The 17,844-nt window shown below is 33.5% G+C and carries 20 protein-coding genes; 19 read left to right on the top strand and 1 reads right to left on the bottom strand.

Annotation, left to right across the window (positions count from 1 at the left end):
• The first annotated feature begins 82 nt into the window (after positions 1-82).
• The 5 genes from AAAY30_RS06685 to AAAY30_RS06665 all read left to right on the top strand — a co-directional run bounded on the left by AAAY30_RS06685 (position 83) and on the right by AAAY30_RS06665 (position 4,142).
• Positions 83-670, top strand: a complete 588-nt coding sequence (locus tag AAAY30_RS06685; RefSeq protein WP_419563880.1) for a leucine-rich repeat protein — start codon at positions 83-85, stop codon at positions 668-670.
• Between the two features lie 249 nt (positions 671-919).
• A complete protein-coding gene (locus tag AAAY30_RS06680; RefSeq protein WP_303248424.1) occupies positions 920-1,405 on the top strand; it encodes a hypothetical protein in 486 nt (161 codons plus the stop codon).
• A gap of 313 nt (positions 1,406-1,718) precedes the next feature.
• The gene (locus AAAY30_RS06675; protein ID WP_295050849.1) at positions 1,719-2,567 is read left to right on the top strand and encodes a Het-E N-terminal domain-containing protein; all 849 of its coding nucleotides are present in this window, start codon (positions 1,719-1,721) and stop codon (positions 2,565-2,567) included.
• A 167-nt stretch (positions 2,568-2,734) separates the two neighbouring features.
• Positions 2,735-3,523 (top strand): hypothetical protein, encoded by a 789-nt coding sequence (locus AAAY30_RS06670; RefSeq protein WP_499215918.1) that lies wholly within the window; start codon positions 2,735-2,737, stop codon positions 3,521-3,523.
• A 337-nt stretch (positions 3,524-3,860) separates the two neighbouring features.
• On the top strand, positions 3,861-4,142 hold the full coding sequence (locus AAAY30_RS06665; RefSeq protein ID WP_294657054.1) for a hypothetical protein: 282 nt from the start codon (positions 3,861-3,863) through the stop codon (positions 4,140-4,142).
• Positions 4,143-4,605: 463 nt separating this feature from the next.
• Here AAAY30_RS06665 and AAAY30_RS06660 read toward each other — a convergent pair whose 3' ends face one another.
• Positions 4,606-5,088 carry a hypothetical protein gene (locus tag AAAY30_RS06660; protein ID WP_499215919.1) on the bottom strand — a complete coding sequence of 161 codons (483 nt, stop codon included), beginning with the start codon at positions 5,086-5,088 and terminating at the stop codon, positions 4,606-4,608.
• Positions 5,089-5,186: 98 nt separating this feature from the next.
• Here AAAY30_RS06660 and AAAY30_RS06655 point away from each other — a divergent pair, with 98 nt between their 5' ends.
• The 14 genes from AAAY30_RS06655 (at position 5,187) to AAAY30_RS06590 (ending at position 17,844) form a co-directional block, all read left to right on the top strand.
• Positions 5,187-5,498: a hypothetical protein gene (locus tag AAAY30_RS06655; protein WP_302199073.1), complete on the top strand. Its 312-nt coding sequence runs from the start codon at positions 5,187-5,189 to the stop codon at positions 5,496-5,498.
• Between the two features lie 79 nt (positions 5,499-5,577).
• Complete coding sequence (locus AAAY30_RS06650) at positions 5,578-6,003, top strand: hypothetical protein (RefSeq protein WP_302199072.1); 426 nt, start codon at positions 5,578-5,580, stop codon at positions 6,001-6,003.
• 28 nt (positions 6,004-6,031) lie between these two features.
• Positions 6,032-6,775, top strand: coding sequence for a hypothetical protein (locus AAAY30_RS06645; RefSeq protein WP_302199071.1), 744 nt, complete (start codon positions 6,032-6,034; stop codon positions 6,773-6,775).
• A 128-nt stretch (positions 6,776-6,903) separates the two neighbouring features.
• Positions 6,904-7,845 (top strand): hypothetical protein, encoded by a 942-nt coding sequence (locus AAAY30_RS06640; protein ID WP_499215920.1) that lies wholly within the window; start codon positions 6,904-6,906, stop codon positions 7,843-7,845.
• Between the two features lie 109 nt (positions 7,846-7,954).
• On the top strand, positions 7,955-8,290 hold the full coding sequence (locus tag AAAY30_RS06635) for a hypothetical protein (protein ID WP_249377315.1): 336 nt from the start codon (positions 7,955-7,957) through the stop codon (positions 8,288-8,290).
• Between the two features lie 176 nt (positions 8,291-8,466).
• A complete protein-coding gene (locus AAAY30_RS06630; protein WP_499215921.1) occupies positions 8,467-11,583 on the top strand; it encodes a SpaA isopeptide-forming pilin-related protein in 3,117 nt (1,038 codons plus the stop codon).
• Positions 11,584-11,650: 67 nt separating this feature from the next.
• Positions 11,651-13,150: a SpaH/EbpB family LPXTG-anchored major pilin gene (locus AAAY30_RS06625; protein WP_499215922.1), complete on the top strand. Its 1,500-nt coding sequence runs from the start codon at positions 11,651-11,653 to the stop codon at positions 13,148-13,150.
• 56 nt (positions 13,151-13,206) lie between these two features.
• Complete coding sequence (locus tag AAAY30_RS06620) at positions 13,207-14,040, top strand: class C sortase (protein ID WP_484331364.1); 834 nt, start codon at positions 13,207-13,209, stop codon at positions 14,038-14,040.
• Between the two features lie 4 nt (positions 14,041-14,044).
• The gene (locus AAAY30_RS06615) at positions 14,045-14,263 is read left to right on the top strand and encodes a hypothetical protein (protein ID WP_249377319.1); all 219 of its coding nucleotides are present in this window, start codon (positions 14,045-14,047) and stop codon (positions 14,261-14,263) included.
• Between the two features lie 118 nt (positions 14,264-14,381).
• Positions 14,382-15,458 (top strand): GH25 family lysozyme, encoded by a 1,077-nt coding sequence (locus tag AAAY30_RS06610; protein WP_499215923.1) that lies wholly within the window; start codon positions 14,382-14,384, stop codon positions 15,456-15,458.
• A gap of 133 nt (positions 15,459-15,591) precedes the next feature.
• Complete coding sequence (locus tag AAAY30_RS06605; protein ID WP_499215924.1) at positions 15,592-16,278, top strand: hypothetical protein; 687 nt, start codon at positions 15,592-15,594, stop codon at positions 16,276-16,278.
• Positions 16,279-16,292: 14 nt separating this feature from the next.
• Positions 16,293-16,658 (top strand): DUF3852 family protein, encoded by a 366-nt coding sequence (locus AAAY30_RS06600; RefSeq protein WP_252559516.1) that lies wholly within the window; start codon positions 16,293-16,295, stop codon positions 16,656-16,658.
• 12 nt (positions 16,659-16,670) lie between these two features.
• Positions 16,671-17,567 (top strand): conjugal transfer protein TrbL family protein, encoded by an 897-nt coding sequence (locus AAAY30_RS06595; RefSeq protein WP_186935037.1) that lies wholly within the window; start codon positions 16,671-16,673, stop codon positions 17,565-17,567.
• A 13-nt stretch (positions 17,568-17,580) separates the two neighbouring features.
• Entirely contained in the window at positions 17,581-17,844 is a 264-nt protein-coding gene (locus AAAY30_RS06590) for a hypothetical protein (protein WP_186935038.1), read from the top strand.

Here is a 17,844-nt window from a genome sequence, read left to right as displayed (position 1 = left end):
CTTCTCATCGTTCCCCGATGATAGAAATACAGGGCTGTTTCAAAACATTTGGAACAGCCCAACACCCCACAAGGAGGTAAATATGAAAATCAAAAGAATAATTTGTGCTTCATTAGCAGTACTTAGCTTATCAACAGCATTATTATCATCACCGGTAAACGCAGCACCGAAAATGGGTGATGTAAACCTTGACGGAATTATTAATGTTGTAGATGTATCATTAACACAACAATATCTTACAGGAGATAAAAAAATAAAATTCTATCCTGCTTACGCTGACTTTGACCGTAGCGGAATATTGGATATTAACGACATATCTTTGCTACAACAATATCTATCAAAATCAATCATTGTATATGGTGATTTTATATTTCAAATGAGCAGTAATTCAAAGTTGATTTCTCAATCATATTTTGGCAATGATACAAATGTAACAGTACCGGGATTTCTCCCCGGCTACAACTATGTAGTTACCGAAATCGGTTCTAATACATTTTCAAACAATTCAAAAATCGCAACAGTAACTTTGCCTCAAAATATCGGAAAGCTTAACGATAAGGCTTTCAATAATTGCAGCAAACTTACAACTGTTTATGCTTATAATAAAAACCTCAAGTGGAGCAATTCATTTTATAATTGTCCAAAATTCAAGTCAATTCAGTTTAAGTGAAATTAAAGAATAAACCGCACCTTACATACCCCTTCTCCTTTTATTAAAATGAAGAAACACTGCAGTTAGTGCGGAACTGCAGTGTTTGTACTAAACTGTTTTTATTGCAATTCTTATATTCTTTTATTACTGCGGATTATATAAAAACTATCAACAAACAAATTATTGACAAACAAAAATGTTAATTGTAGAATAGAGGTGAAATATATGCACTTTGATATAAATAAATTGATAAATTGGAGCAATATGATGGATTGGGTTGTTTTTTGCAGTTGCCTTGTACTTTTAACCGGAGTTATCATTGATATAGTTAAATCAGTAAAAAGCAACAAGGAGTTATCTAATGAACATAAATCAATAAAAGAAGGCCAAAAAGATTTAAGTACTGACAACGAAAAAGTTAAGGACTTAATTCGTAGCGAAAATAAAGATACACAACAAAACATAGAAAAGGCACAAAAATCATTAGAAAATAATGATAACCAAATTTACAGTTTATTAAATAATGTCGATAAAACGCTTATTAAAGAAATTGAAAGGAGTAAATATAAATATGAAAATCTAACTGATGAGCAACGCAGCATAAAAAATTATGTGGAATCTATCAACAACTTAATGAAAGAAGTTGAACGATTGCAAACACTATCTGTTGAGCAACAGAAACAAATACTTGAATTGCAGTCAGAATTAAATCAAGCACAACATTTTAACAATAATTTTACACAACATATGTAATACCTGCCATTCAGCCTAAAGGCTTTATGGAGTAGTTGCAGAGGATATAAGGCGGTTAGCACTCCCGAATAAGGGGGTGATATGTATGACCGAGTTAGTATTACTGATTATTTTGTTAGTAGAACTTCTTGAGATCATTAAATACATAAAAAAATAATCGCCCAACAGCCCGCTAAAACTTGTTGAACGATTATTTTATAATTTAATAAACAAATGTGGCTAACCGCTTTAAACGGTTTCCTCTGTAACTACATTATATATTATAAAAATTTAAAAGTCAATATGACAACACATTAATAAAAAGAGGGATACTATGAATGAACTAACTTCCGGAATTGTAAGCAGTGCAGTTTGGGATTTAATAAAGAAGGGAACTTCTGTTACAAAAGACTTTCTCAAAAATAAATTATCAAATTGGATACTGGACGATAAATCACTTGATAAAATATGTAAATATATAAATAATACACCTGATGTATATTTGAAATCCGAAGGATTACTTAAAGAATATATTAATATTGACGAAGAAATCCAAAAAACATTAGAATTTGCTAAATACATAAAGCCAACTGTTTCTCAAAATATAGGTGTTGTAAACGGTAATGTATTCGGTAATATTGAAGGTGATGTTATTAATAATTATAATAACTCACAAAAGCCCAAAGAAACAAATAACAGTACATTTTATCTTACCGATAGATTTAATGAATATTGTCCAATACAAATTGTAAAATCGTATGATGTAACAAGAGATATTTGTAATATAGAAAACGAAAGTAACGGCCCTGTTATTAAAGCAAAGATTACAATGCCCGAAAAAGTAAAGCAATTGCCCGGATGCCAATTTGCAATGATTTTACTTTCTTTTACCCCTTTTATAAATTTAGAAAATTACTACGATGAAAATTATAATTTAGAATTTTCACTTGATACTTCTCAAAGTATTAAATTAGTACAATTTCAAATAAAGAATGTACAGCAAAGTCAATTTATCGACTTTCCGCTTGAAAACAAGCATCACATTATACCATTAGCAAAAATGTCTTCCCGGGATTCATGGAAAGAAATAAAAGAAATTTGTTTTACCGTATTTGCCGATGACAGATATATAACAGATGAAATTGGATATATTAAAATTTCAGGATTGCGTTTAACAAAATAATTTTATATCACATTTAAGCAGTTAAGTATTAAAACTTGACTGCTTTTTTATTACAATTCTTGTATTTCTTCCAATACACATACTATTACTGCGGATTGTATAAAAACAATTAACAAACAAATTATTGACAAACAAAAATGTGAATTGTAGAATAGAGGTGTAACGATATGAACTATTATTATGTTTCAATAATTATATTCGCTGCTTTTGTAATATTTGCAGCAGGTACGATAGTTTCATTATCAATAGAAGTGTTCAACACTGTAATAACAGTAAAAAGGCAGAAAAATAAAGCTTTTTATCAGATAACACTGTTAGCACATATTATTGAAATACAAATACATCTATCGCTGTTATGTTTTCAAGCAGTATGTATTATACAAATGTATAATAGTATAGCGGGAGGAAATTATGATATGGGGTTAATGACCGAAATATTTATAAATATCGGTTGTAGTATTGCTACATCGGCTATATTGACTGTTATTGTATATTTTAAATTTTTAAAGCATATTCCGGAAGAAACAAAAAAGAGTATTGATGATTTACTAAACTCAAGATTAGGATACGAAACTACAAATCATAATGCAAATCTTGAAAACACTAATATTGCAAAAGAATCATTGTCACGAGAACACAGCGAAATCAAGCAAAATATTTCTACTGTAAATAATAACATATTTACAGTCAGTAAAGATGTTATCCGCATAAAAGATGAAATTAGAACTGACAGGAAATTAAAAGATTTACAGTATAACTATTTAAATGATAATGACAAAACAGTCATTGAAAGCATAAATAAAATCAAAGTTCTCGGAGATAGTTTGCAAAAAGTAAATTATGAAAACCAAATTCTTAAAGCCGAGAACGAAAAACTCAAGTTGGAAAACGAGCAGCTTAATTTGGCACTAAGTATACAACAAACGCAAACAAACAATTTTAAACCACATATGTAACGCAGCCATTCAGCCTTTTGGCTTTATGGAGTAGTTGCAGAGGAGTTAAAGGCGGTTAGCACTCCCGAATAAGGGGGTGATATGTATGACCGAGTTAGTATTACTGATTATTTTGTTAGTAGAACTTCTTGAGATCATTAAATACATAAAAAGATAACCGCCCAACTGCCATTGGACGGTTATTAGAAATATAGCCTGATTACGGTGGCTAACCGCTTTAAACGGTTTCCTCTGTAACTATTATATATTATTAAAAAATAAAAGTCAATATACCAATCGGAGCAGTTAAGTGAAAACTTAGCTGCTTTTTTACACATCTGAAAAGGAGTTATCTCATATGAAGTACGAATACCATAAGACAATTTGTGAAATATTAAATGATTATTTGCAAGAAAATTATCCAAATGGTTGTCGTAAAGGAACAATAGAAAAAGCTACCTATAAAATTTATGATTATACCGAAGGAGCTTATTTCTCGTCTGACTGTTCCAAAGTTCCTATGACTATGATAAATGGTTCGATTGAGTTTTCTCCAAGTTATGATGAGTTACTTAACTTGGATTTTATACTTTTTATTTGTGGTAATGAAATTATGTATATGTATGATGATTACTATTAAATTAATAACTAATATTTTTCATTTTTAAAAGCATTTTAATAACTTTATTTGATAATACCGTTTTTTTGAAACTTAACAAAATATTATTTTCTGATTTTATCATTTTAATAATTTCTTCTAATTTTTGTTTCTCCTTTTTGTTTTCACTTTGGATTGATAATAATTCGTTGTTTTTATTTATCAAATTATTTAATTCTGATTTAAGTGTGTAATTTTCATTTATACACTTGATATAATTAATGTATTCATTCGACGATGGATTTGACAGAATTTTTCCATATATTTTTTCAGACAACATATTTGTTACAAAGTTTTTCCTATCTATTAATTCTTTACTTGATGTAACATTTTCAAATGATAATTTTTTACTTATGGTATGTTCAAAAATTGGGATACCTTCATAATAACAATTTTCTTTCTTTATTGTATCAACAGCGTGTGTGTGGTTAATTTCAAAGCATAGTCAGCCTTTCCATTTATATAAGTATTCAGCAGGTTCTGATTTATTAAACATTATATAAACATCTGCAATGTAAACTTCACCATTAGCTTTAAATCTATATTCTATTTCTGAGAAAGCCGGATATATTTTAACAATTTGTCCATCAATAAACAAGTTTAGCACTTCTAACTCACTTATGATGTCTTTGTATATACTGTGAGATATAGTTTCTTCTCTTGATACATATTGATTAACATTTGTTTTATCATATTTAAAAAAGCAACTTTCCGTAGGAGTTCTTTTATGTACAAATGACATTTTTAATTTGTCATGTTTGTGTGTACTATATAATTTATCTTTATAATTGTTTTTGTAATAATCCTCTATTTCAAGTTTGGTATTAGGATTTCTTTGACAAAATTGTTTATAGTTATCTATAATATCAAATACACTTATTAGCTTATATTTTTTACAATCTTCACTATAATTGGCAAAAAGCTTCATTATTAAACTCCTTTATTATATATATAGTTTATCATAACAAAAACATTTCATTCAGTCAAACAATATTTAATAATAGTTATTCTAAGCGAGGTTTTAAGATGGAAAATAAAATAAAGACAATATCACAAAAAATATTAAAAGAATACTTACTAAAACACTATTCGAAATCATATTGTAACGGCGTAATAAATAATTCATCTTATAGGATCACTGAATGTAGAAAAGGATATTTTGTACCATATGATAATATTAGTATGGGAAATATAATTTCTGCTAATAGTAATATGAATATCCCTGTTAATATGATGAATGGCGTAATAACCTATTCACTTAACAAAAGTGATACAAAACACCTAAAATTCACAGTGTATGAATATAAGGAAAAAATTATGTTCCTTAAAAAGATTTAATAGTTAAATGGAAAGCGGATAAGTATTTTATTGTTAAAAAACTTAGCTGCTTTTTATACTTTAAGGAGATTAGTTTTATATGCAAGAAGAAACGATTTTCAAAGCACTTTTTAATGCAATAGCACCTTATCTTTTGATTATAGCAAATTTCATTGTATTTGCTTGTATCTTAAGAACATTATGGATTATAATTAAAAACAAAAGTAGAACAGTTAGTTCTGAAACCATTGCTTTCTCCTGCTTATGTCAGTTTTTTTATTACATAATGATGGACTTAGACTTACACTTATGGTTATCTATTATATTTTTATCAGCGTATTTAATAGTTTATAATAGTGTTAAAAGATTACAAGATGGAACATACACTTTTCCAACACTGTTATTGATGACATTTGCTATGTATTTATCTATAAGTGAATCAATTCCAATATTTTTTGTTGCAATACTTGTATCTCTCCCCATTCAAATAAGAACGCTATGGATTGAAAACAAAGATAAAAAATGATATAATTTGTCCAAAGGTGATGAATTATATGATGAATTTTATTTTTATGTGTTTTGATATTCCTTTTACATTTATATGGAAATTTCAAATTAAAATAATGCAGTTAAGTTATCACTTAAAACCTAAAATAGAAAAGATTATATCAAATAATAAAGTTAGAGCAGTTAAAAAAATATTGCTTGTCCTTTTAGGTTTAACAGTAGCAATATTGGGCTGTTTCAAAAGCTATAAAGGATTCTTAATAAGTGGTATTATTTTTTTCTGCTATATTTACCTATTAGATATTTTTGAAAATCTATCAAAGTATATTATTACGCCGTTTACATCACTAAGAATGTTCATAATTGCTTCTATACTTATTAATTTTTTTATTTCAATAATAGTTATGAACTACACTAAATCTTTATATGTTTTTCCGATACTCTTCATAATAATTAACCTTATTGCTAATACAAAGGTAGCAAAAACTTGCAATGCTATAATTGAAATTTCATTAGGTGTAATTTCTTTAATAAAAACACCTCTTGCCTATTTTATTTGCAACAAACAGTTTCCTTCTATATTAGATTATCATATAAACAATTATGATCTGTTCTCATATGTTGAAAATGTTATAGTTATAAATATGGATATTATATTATTCCCATTATTGGTTATTAACGGTATTGCTTTATTAATATGCGAAATTCACTCTTATTGGATTGATAAGTACAACGGAGGCAAAGAAATTACACACGATATTAAGAAATTAAAAGAATACATAAAAAAATAAGTATTGCAAAATCTCAGCTTAGAAAATTCTTTGCTGAGATTTTTTGAATTTAATAATTAATATTTGACAAACAAAAATGTGAATTGTAAAATTAAGATATAAAGACATATACGAAAGGGGTCAGAAGTATGACTACACAGGAAATGAACACAAACATTACAAATACGAATGAATCAGCAGAGAAAAAAACGAATAAGAAAAAGGCTATTGGTATTGTTGCGGTTGCGGCAGTAACGGTGGCGGCGGTCATTATTGCTATGCTGACCGCTTGCGGAAATAAACAGCCTACGGCAACGGCAGACGAAGTTATCGGTACATCTGTTCAGACTGTTACACAGGTTGTGACGGACAGTCAGGGCAATACACATATTGAAGAAGAAACTAAGGTTGTTGAGGTTAAGCAGACACAGCCTGCGGAGAAGTCGGAAAAAGCTACGGAAGTTAATGCACAGAATGCAGCAAAGACCGACAACAAGCAGAACAACGGCGGTCAGAGCAACAATAACAGCAACGGCAACAGCAATCAGAATAACAACAATAATAACAATGCCGGCAACGGTCAGACAAGCAAGAGCAACGGCTCATCAGGCAGCACAAATAAGCCTGCAAGCAATTCAGGCTCAAGCGGTTCATCAAGTCAGAGTAAACCGTCAGGCGGTTCATCAAGCAGCTCAAGTCAGAGCAAGCCGTCAAGCGGCTCCGGCTCATCATCTTCAAGTAAGCCTGCACCGGCACCGGCTACACAGCCTGCAACAAAAGACCCACACGAGGGCAAAACTTGGTACGATGCAGAGTATAAGACCGAAAAAGTGTGGGTAGTTGATGAGGAAGGCTACACTTGGCAGAAACCGATTTACGAAACACACGATAGAACAATCTGTAATACCTGCGGTGCAGATATTACAGATAATTGTAGTGAACATATAGAAGCTCATATGGATAAAGGAGAAAATGGTAGTTATCGTAATGAAATGGTTGATACTTTAGTTGGTTATGAAACAATAACCGTTCCCGAAAAAGGTCATTATGAAACAAAAACAACTCTCGTAAGAGCAGCAGGTTGGTATTGATATATATATGAAAATTAAACACATCAATTAAAGCAGTTAAGCAAGAGCTTGACTGCTTTTTTATATTCAAAATGTATGATTTTTTACATCTATTAGAAACGGTGATAAAATGAAAAGCAAAAGTATTAAAAAATTAAAATCCGTCATTGAGCCTTTAGAGGCTTATCATAATTATTTTATAGATTATGATGAGGTTAAAGCGAAAAGAGTATTGACAAAATTTTATTTTGAACTTAAAGGTTTTACACCCGAAAAACAAATAATAATAAAACGACATAGTTACTATTCTTTTTATATAAATCTTTTGCTTGTTATGCAAGCACTTGAAAAGAAAAAGTATTCAGAAGCTTGCCACGAAATCTGTACCCTTAATTATTATGAATCAATACTTCAAAAACGTGTTTATAATTCATTGATGCGTTTATTACATAATTATTTAGAATGATATAAATGCGAACTTTATAAATGGTTAAAAGTTTATATAACATATAAAGCAGTTAAGTATAAAAACTTGACTGCTTTTTTTATACCAAAAAATCTGAAAGGAGCACCAATATGAGCAGAAGTCCACCGCCCCTCACAATACATACTATCTCATTGAAAGGAGAGTAAATCTTAATAATGAAAATTTTTAAAAAGCTTACAGCCGTAATCATTTCGCTTGTTACTGTCTTTGCAATGTTCCCTGCCGTAAATATTACTGCAAGTGCGTATTCATATACAGGACTTGACGAAATTGGCGGCAAGGTGCTTATTGAATCATCAAAAAAGCCTATCGTTCTTGTCAACAATGGCAGTGGCGGTCGTTTGGACGCATACAAGTTTAAATTCAACGGTGAAATAGGCTATTGCATAGACCCACAGTCGTATGCTCAGACGACCGGCGGTCAAACTGTTGAATTTACAGACTTCTATGGAGATACAGGTAAGGAAGTTATCAAGCTTGATCCAAATTCGAGCAATGCTTCCGAAAAAGCACTCATTGTTGGTGAAGAGTTGCTGTATGCAAAACATTTCTTTGACAGTAAAGAAATTGTAGTTGAAAACAAGACTATGAAGCAGTATATGTATGACAAATTCATAGGTCCGAAAGCCGATTACAAATACAGCTCATTCTTCTCTGCTGCTAAAATAAGTAATGATGACGCATACTATATCCTAAGTCATTTCGCACTATCTCAGCTTTATCACACAATGCTTAATGATAAAAGCACAGCTTGGAAAACTTGGAGCGGATATAGTGACATCTCTGAAATGGTAAATATGATTGTTGATGTGTGTCAGCGTATTTCGAAGCATAGCGGTAATTACAGCAAGATTGCAAGTTACGCAAGTACAACCAACATTTATATTGCACACCCAAAGCCCAAAAATCCAAAAGACGGAACATATCAGCACCTCATAGTTGAAATTCCGAAAAAAGCTAAATTGTATCTTGAAAAGTCAGGTACAAGCGAAGAAATCAAAAACCTGACAGAACAGACAACTGATAAAGATTACTTGAATTTCGCAGGTGCACAGTACACCTTGTATAGTGATGATAACAAAGTAGTTGCAGTTGCAGAGCTTGATAAAAACGGTAATATTGCAAAAATTAAGTATTCGTACTCCAATCAGGACTGGATTACAAAGAATTACTTTGAGCTTGTTTCAGGTCAGTATTACCTCAAGGAAACAAAAGCACCAGCAAACGGTTACTTCGCTCTTAGCGACAAGAAATACAATGTTACAGTCACAACAGACGATTGCAATAACGAAAGAATACTTGATATTCTTCAACTATCTGATACTGAAATCGTTAAGCTGAAATTCAAAAAAGAAAGCAGTAATCCTGATTTGACAACAGACAATGACTGCTATTCATTAGACGGCGGTATATTTGCTGTCTTTTCTAACGAAAAGAGTGCATACGATTATATATCCGATAACAGCGTAAAGAATAACATCGTCAGGTACTTCATTACCGACAGCAACGGTAATTGCAAAGCTATATCTAAAGACGGCAACTCTTGGGACTATAACGCAAATTCAGACCTGTATAAAATTGCATACAGTGACAGCTACTATGCTGTTGAAATGGTAGCACCAAAAGGTTTTAAAAGCTACAACCGTCCGGTGCAAATGACCATAAATGGCACAAACGGTGGTTTTGTTGTATTATCTGCAACTATTTCTGACACACCTCTTAATGACCCTATAGGTATTAAAATTCAAAAAAAGGACGCCGTTACCGGTCAGACAACCAATATGTCAGGTGCTGAATTTACTGTTAAATATTATAGCGGTTATTACTATTCTGAAAGTGAACTTGCAGGAAAATCACCCGAACGCAAATGGATACTTAAAACTAATCAAAACGGTTATACTGATTTAAGTGAAAAATATCGTGCGGATAGCGACTATGGAGAGCCATTTTATGTAACAAGTGCAGAAAATCCAAACCCGGCTATGCCACTTGGCACGGTGACAATACAGGAAACCAAAGCCCCGACAGGCTACAAAATCAATCCTGAATTGTTTATCCGACAAATTAAGGTTGATGAAGCCACAGGCTCAATCACAACCTTTAATGAGATTGAAGTGCCTGAACCACGAGATACCGTTTACGGCAATCTTACAATCTACAAAACCGCTGATGACAGTAAGCGAGGAGCTAATACTGCTAAGGATGTATGGTTTAATGTCAAGTCTGATGACGGAGTGACAGACGAAAACATAGTAACAAAAAGCAAGGGCATAGACGGTGCAGCAACGCTCAGCGACTTGCCTGTTTACAAAGCAAGCGGAGAATATGTAAAATACATAATCACAGAGCTTGGCTACAAAAATGCAGACGGTACATACTCGATACCTGACAGATATATTCCTCCTGCTAAAAAAACCGTTACGCTAAAGGAAAATGTTACTCTTTCATTTTATTTTGCAAACAGACTGCAAAAGACAGGCTTAATCGTTCAAAAAGAGTCTGAGGACGGCATTGTAAGCGGCTTTTACTTCTCGGTAAAGTCTGATGACGGCAAAACAAATAAGGTGCTTGTAACAGGCGAGGACGGCACTGCTCAGCTTACCAATCTTGCGGTGTATAACACAAGCAATGAAAAGGTTAAATACACAATTGATGAATTAGGCTTTAAAAATGCAGACGGTACATATTACTTCCCTGCTAAGTATGTAAAGCCTGCGGCTCAGACAGTTACACTTGAGGACGGCAAAAGCTTTGTAGTTACGATGAAAAACCTGCTCAAGCGTGGCAGTGTAGAGCTTTTAAAAACAGACGGCAACGGCAATCCGCTTGAGGGTATTGAGTTTGAACTCTACAACACAAAAACAGGCATTGTTAATGTTATAAATAAAAACAGCAGTATTATGTACGAAGCTGCCGACAGCAAGACGGCTGATACGGTAACAAAGCTCGTTACCGGCAGCGACGGCAGAATTATTGTAAATAACCTCTTGCCCGGTGATTATTACTTCATTGAAACAGACAGCAAAGGTAATATGCCGTATGCAGGCAAGATTAACTTTACGATTTTGCCCGACAGCTTAGATACACTTGACATACAGCTTACAGTTAAGAATAACAGTGTATTCATTCCTGAAGCAGGCGGAACAGGCAACAACAGACCGATGTACATTGAAATCGGCGCCGCTGTATTAGCATTTACAATATTGGTAGGTGCTATTGGTTTAGGTATAAGAAAAAAGAAAAAAAGCATCGGCAAAAAGGCTCAACAGTAAATCTGTTGGGCTTTTTCCATACAACGGACAAATTGTCCGCAAAAATTTTTTAAGGAGGGGTTTTCTTATGAGAAAATCAATTAGAAAATCATTCACAGGCAAACTGCTCGCAGTAGTAATGATGTTGACATTACTCTTTGCGGCGATCCCAACAGCAAGTGCGGCTACTGCACTTAAGACAGACCAAAAGGTAAATATCAGTGTAAAATGCACTAAACCGGGCTATACTTTTGAACTTTTCAGAGTTGCGGACCTCAAGAGCACAACAGCTACTCCGTTCAAAACAGAGTACACATCTCTTGTAAATTCAATCAGCGCAGAAATTCTTGCAGGCGATTCAAAGGCTGCTCTTGACGCACTCGATAACGCTGATTTAAGTACGGCAGTATCACAGGGTACATTTACTTCATCAGCAACAAATACAACACAGAGCTTTTCAAACCTTAAACAGGGTATTTATTACATCAAGTGTGTTAAGTACCCTGCCGGTGTTACAAGTATCACAAACTCTGTTCTTGCTCTCCCGTATTACAATAACGGTGAGTGGGTATATAGCTACGCTGAAATCAATCTTGCAAGCAAGGTAGCTGACAGCACACCGTCAACAGAAAAGTCAATTACCAACAGCACAAAGAACAATACTAACTATACAGATGTAAGCCTTGGCGACACTGTAAACTTTAAACTTAAGAATACAGTAGCAGGCTCAAATGATATTAAGCTCACAACATATGCTGTATATGATGATATGAGTGCAGGTCTTACACTTAACAAAGGCTCATTCAATGTATATCTTGCTGACAGCAAGGTTGCAAAGATTGGCAAAAACCTTGTAAACGGCACAGATTACAAGGTGAATGTAACAAGCGAGGGTGCAGGCAAAAACACAAAGTTCAATGTTGCTCTTACTCCTGAATACCTTGCAAAGTCAGATTTTTACACAAGCGGTGCTAAGTATGTAGTTGTTACATACACAGCAAACCTCAACAAATATGCCGTTAAAGGCACTGCAGGCAACCCAAATGAAGATGTAAAGCTTGAGTATGGTAATGCATCAGGTGTTGACAGCGTTCCGGGCAACAAGGTTTATGTTTACACATACGGCATTGGTGTAAACAAGCTTAACGAAGCAGGCAATCCGCTTGCAGGTGCAACCTTTGACCTGTATAACGATAAAGCTCATACAAATGTTATTGGAACGGGTACATCAGACAGCAACGGTAATGTAATTTTTAAAAATTCAGCAAATGAGGAAATCTCATTACAGAGCGGAACATATTACATTGTAGAAACTGTTGCTCCTGCAGGCTACAATGTTTACGGCAAGGTAATTGAAGTTGAAATCCCTGTACAGTATAATTCAGTATTCACTAAAAACACTTGGGTACAGAACGCACCTGATAACGGCACAGTAGAAATTACTGTAACAGATACAATCGTATTCTTCCCTAAGACAGGCGGATATGTAGGCTTCATTAGAGTGGCTGGTATGGCTTGTGTAGGCATTTCTCTTGCATTGGTACTTGCATATCTCATCAAGAAGAAATCAGCTAAGACAGCTAAATAATTAAACTATAGCAAAAGGGCTGCCGATTTATCGGTGGCCCTTGCTCACAAAAAGTTATGAAAACTAAAATATTTTTTATATCCCTCTGCGTTCTTGCTGCGGTCGGAATAGGCTTTATAGTATATCCCAACATTGCCGATTACATCAACAGTAAAAGCAATGAAACAGTTATAAAAAACTACAGTGAAAGCACTCAAACAATGTCTGATTATGAAATCGACAACGAGCTTGCTAAGGCTCAAAATTTTAACGAATTGCTCGCAAAGAGTGCGTTAAACGATGAAGAAAAAAACGAATACAATGCAGCAATGTCAGAGTATGAGAACATTCTCAACTATGACGATATAATGTGTACTATCGAAATTCCGAAGATAAATGTTGACTTACCGGTGTATCACGACAGCACCAACAGAGAAGAAAAACTCAAAAACGGCTGTGTACATTTGGCAAACACTTCCTTGCCCATTGGCGGTGCAAGCACACACGCTGTTATATCCGCTCACTCCGGTTATCCTGAACAGGTGTTCTTTGATGAGTTGGACAAACTGCAAATCGGAGATACTTTTAAAATAAATGTACTGAATAAAGCACTCACATACAAGGTGTGTGAGATTAATATAGTTGACCCTGATGATTCAAGTAAACTTGAAATTGAGAACGGCAAAGACTATGTGACATTGGTCACTTGCTATCCGTACTCAATTAATACGCACAGATTGTGTGTGCGTGGCGAAAGGGTTGAAGATACGATTACTGATACTGCAACAGCTGATGAGGTGATTAGCAATGATAATCATAATGATTTAACGCTTGTGTTTATCATTTTAGGTATTAGCTTGTTAGTTGTTTTAATTATTTGTATTAAGAGAACAGTTTGTAAAAGGAGGTAAGAATGTGATTGAAAATATGATAGGTAAAAAAGTTTTCTTGACTGATGATTGTGGTGACGGAGAAATGCTAATGTGCAGTGATACCGTTACCGCAATTCTTATAGAAGAAAACAGTATGAGCGTAAGGTGCAAAACATCAGGCGATGAATTTTGGACTGTTGGTAAAAATGCTTTTTTCAGCGAAAGTGAAGCTAAACAAGCATTTAAAGTGAGGTGTGCATAATGGCTTTATTTTTCGATGTAATGAGTTTTTTAGCAATAGCAGATACATTTATAGTGTACACACTGTTTATTGCTTCAAATAAATGTGATGATTTATTAAATAAAGGATTAATGGATAAATGAAAATAAAAAATATAATAATTGGTGTAATTACGAGTATTGTACTTATCAATTGTGGAATGTCTGTACTTGCAACAGGTTTTGATATTAATGCGGATAATAAAATTGATGTGAATGATGTTACATATTTGCAAAATGCTTTGTCTGATTTTGCAGAAGATACAAAACTTGATTTGAACAGCGACGGCAGAATTGATGTAAACGATGTATCGTTTTTACAAATTGAAATCAGCAATCAGAGCGTAGAAAATAATACGCAGATAAGTATATCAACAAAAGAATATTGCAAAAATGTCGGTGATACTTTTACGATTTCTGTTGATACAAATAATGATGTAAATGAGATCACCTTTACATCATCTGACAGTTCTGTTGCTAAAATTATTTCAACGGAAAAAAGTTTGGCAAAAGTAAAAGTGAATAAAGTCGGCAATGCAACTGTTACTATAAAACAATGTAATAAAATAATTACAACAAAAGTAAAAGTTGAAAAAGCGAAGTGTATTGATATTTCCGAATGGAACGGTGATATTAATTTCAACAAAGTAAGAAATACAGGTGTCACTTGCGTTATTATTCGTGCAGGCTACGGCAAAGACCCGAACCAAGAAGATAATAAATTTCAAGAATATTATCGTCAAGCAAAGTCAGCAGGCTTGAATGTTGGAGCATACTGGTATAGTTACGCAACATCGGTTGACGCAGCTAAAGCAGAGGTTAAAAACTGTATGAAAACCATTGGCGGTAAGGAATTTGACCTTCCTGTTTTTCTTGATGTAGAAGAATATAGGCAAGCTGTTTTGCCACGCAGAACACTGACGAACATTATCTCTACTTTTTGTGACGGTATGAACGCAAATGCTTTTGACAGTGGTTTGTATAGTGCTAAATCAATGCTAATGGATAGTGCTTATCCTGATGAGTTGTCAAATAAATATCTAATATGGCTTGCAATACCGAATACATCTTACTCTGATTTGCCGTCATATGTTGACATTCATCAGTATTCGTGGAATGGCAAGGTTGACGGTATAAGAGGTGATGTTGATTTAAACTACATATATAACTTAAATTAATTTCGATATTTAGGAGCAGTGTATTAAAATATGCACTGCTTTTAATATATAACAAATAAAAAAGGAGGTATAGATCATCAAGCGAAAAATCAACCCTGTATTCGTTATTGTATGTGCAGGAATTATTGTAGTAATGATTGCAGTTGTTATAATCGTAAGTCTTGCGGTTAATGGCAAAACAGAGAAAGAAGAAGTAAATACTACAGCTTCTTATTCAAGTTCAGTTATAAAATTCACTAATGCCGCAGAAACAACACAAAGTATTTCTAAGTGGCAAAACAGCAGTGAATTAGCAACACAACAATCTTCTCAAAGCGTTAATAGTGAACGCTCCGAAAGTTCAGAATCGCAATCAAAAAGTGAAAGTAAATCTGAAGATTCAGAGCACGAGCAATCACAAGAACCTAACGAAAACAGCATAAACAACAGTTCTCATAATTCATCACAAAGCAATAACAACTATTACCGACCACAGCAATCTGAAACACCAAAACCTGAACCGACAAAGGTTCAAGAGCCTCAAACGACTAAAAAAGTTGAGAAGTCAACTTCAAAACCTACTGTAAAACCGCAAGAAACAACTAAAGATAATATATATTTGTCTTATTCGTCAGTTTCTATACATACAGATGATGTTTTGTTTCTTAACTTAATCGGAGCAGATAACGGAGTTTCATGGTCAGTCGGTAACTCGTATATTCTTCAAAATTATGGAGGAGGTGGAAATCAATGCAGCTTTAAAGCATTGAAAAAAGGGTCAACAACAGTAACAGCAACATATAACGGTAGGTCATATACCTGCTATGTAACAGTTAATTAACGGAGGTAATTTTTATGAATCTTAAAAAAATCAAAAACAAAGTGTTATCATTTTCAATCACATCAGCACTGATTTCATCTATAACAGCAATTAATGCTTATGCTGCCGATAACAACGCCGGTGTTGATATTTCGGGCGGCATTAATAAAGCAATTAATGAAGTAAAAGTACAATTTAAAGATGTAGTCGCAGTCATTTTTGGATTTTTGACACTTGTAGCATTAACAGTCGCAGTTGCAAAGCTTGTTAAAGGATTGCTCAGCCATCGTAATCAGGGAACTGAAATTCCATGGGCAGGAATCGGAATGGCATTTGGTGCTACTATTGTTTGTGGCGTGGTTGCCGGAGCAGGCTTCTTTGGTTGGTTTGGTTTAAGCTAAAAGGAGCAGCATATGATAGATTCTTTACTTTTAATCCTTGCTGATATATTTTGTATGGATTTAACAAAAGACTTACACTATACAATTGCTCAGTTTATGTCTATTGGTCTTGCAAGTTGGTCAACCGACATAATCAATCAAAATAATAATTATACAACAAGCCTTTTTGATAATAGTATGGTTACAAATTTTTTGTTTTTTATAGAAAGCTTTGCCGGATTGCTTTTAGTGTCCGGTATAGCTTTTGCAGTATTTGACTTTGCTGTTTCAGTCGGTGAGGGAGAACGAGTTTCTCCTATTAATCTCCTGCTTAATATTTTCAAAGGTCTGTTAGCTTCATTACTAATAACTACCCTGCCTGTATCCTTGCTGATTTTTACAAATCATATTTGTAACATTATTTGTCAGGCATTTACAGATGATATTACTATAAATTTTATCGTCCAAATAAATTCAGATAACAGTACAAGTTCAGCAAATTTCTTTTCCGGGTGGGGATTCGCTATATTTATGCTGATTACATTTGTTTGTGTAATTAAAGTATTCCTTGCAAATATAAAACGAGGCGGAATTTTAATAATTCAAATGTTTGTCGGTTCTTTGCACTTATTCAATGTACCACGAGGATATTTAGATTCGTTTTCAGGGTGGTGCAAACAAGTAATCGGCATTTGTGCAACATCTTTTATATCAAATATACTAATCGTTTTAGGTGCGGTTGTATATTGTACTCAAGACGGCGCAGATGTATGGGATTTGATTTTAGCCACAGGTGTTATGCTTGCTGCGGCAGAAGCTCCGAGAATTTTACAGCAATTCGGACTTGATACAAGCGTAAAAGCTAATGTATCTCAAGCTATTTTTGCTACAAGCGGTATTACATCAATAATCCGCTCTTTTGCTCACTAAAAGGAGGCTAAAAATGAGAAAATTTTACTATCCCGATAATCTTACGGCAGTAAAGCTATATAAATACTGGACTATAACAGATTTATTTGTAATGGTAAGTATATTTGCTTTTTCAATAATAATGTTTTTGTCATTGCATATTTGGTTTTTTATAGCTTTTCTGCCTGCATACGCATTTTTGTCTGCCCGCTTTGTGGATTATTCAGTAATCAGATTATTTGTGCTGTTCATAAGGTTCTTGTTTACTGATGTACTTATTTTGAAATGGAGGCGATAA

Origin of the sequence: Ruminococcoides bili (assembly GCF_040093295.1) — a bacterium.
Classification (GTDB): Bacteria; Bacillota; Clostridia; order Oscillospirales; family Acutalibacteraceae; genus Ruminococcoides; species Ruminococcoides intestinale_A.
Note: the sequence above shows the minus strand (reverse complement) of the source record. Positions and strands in the feature narration are given on the sequence as shown.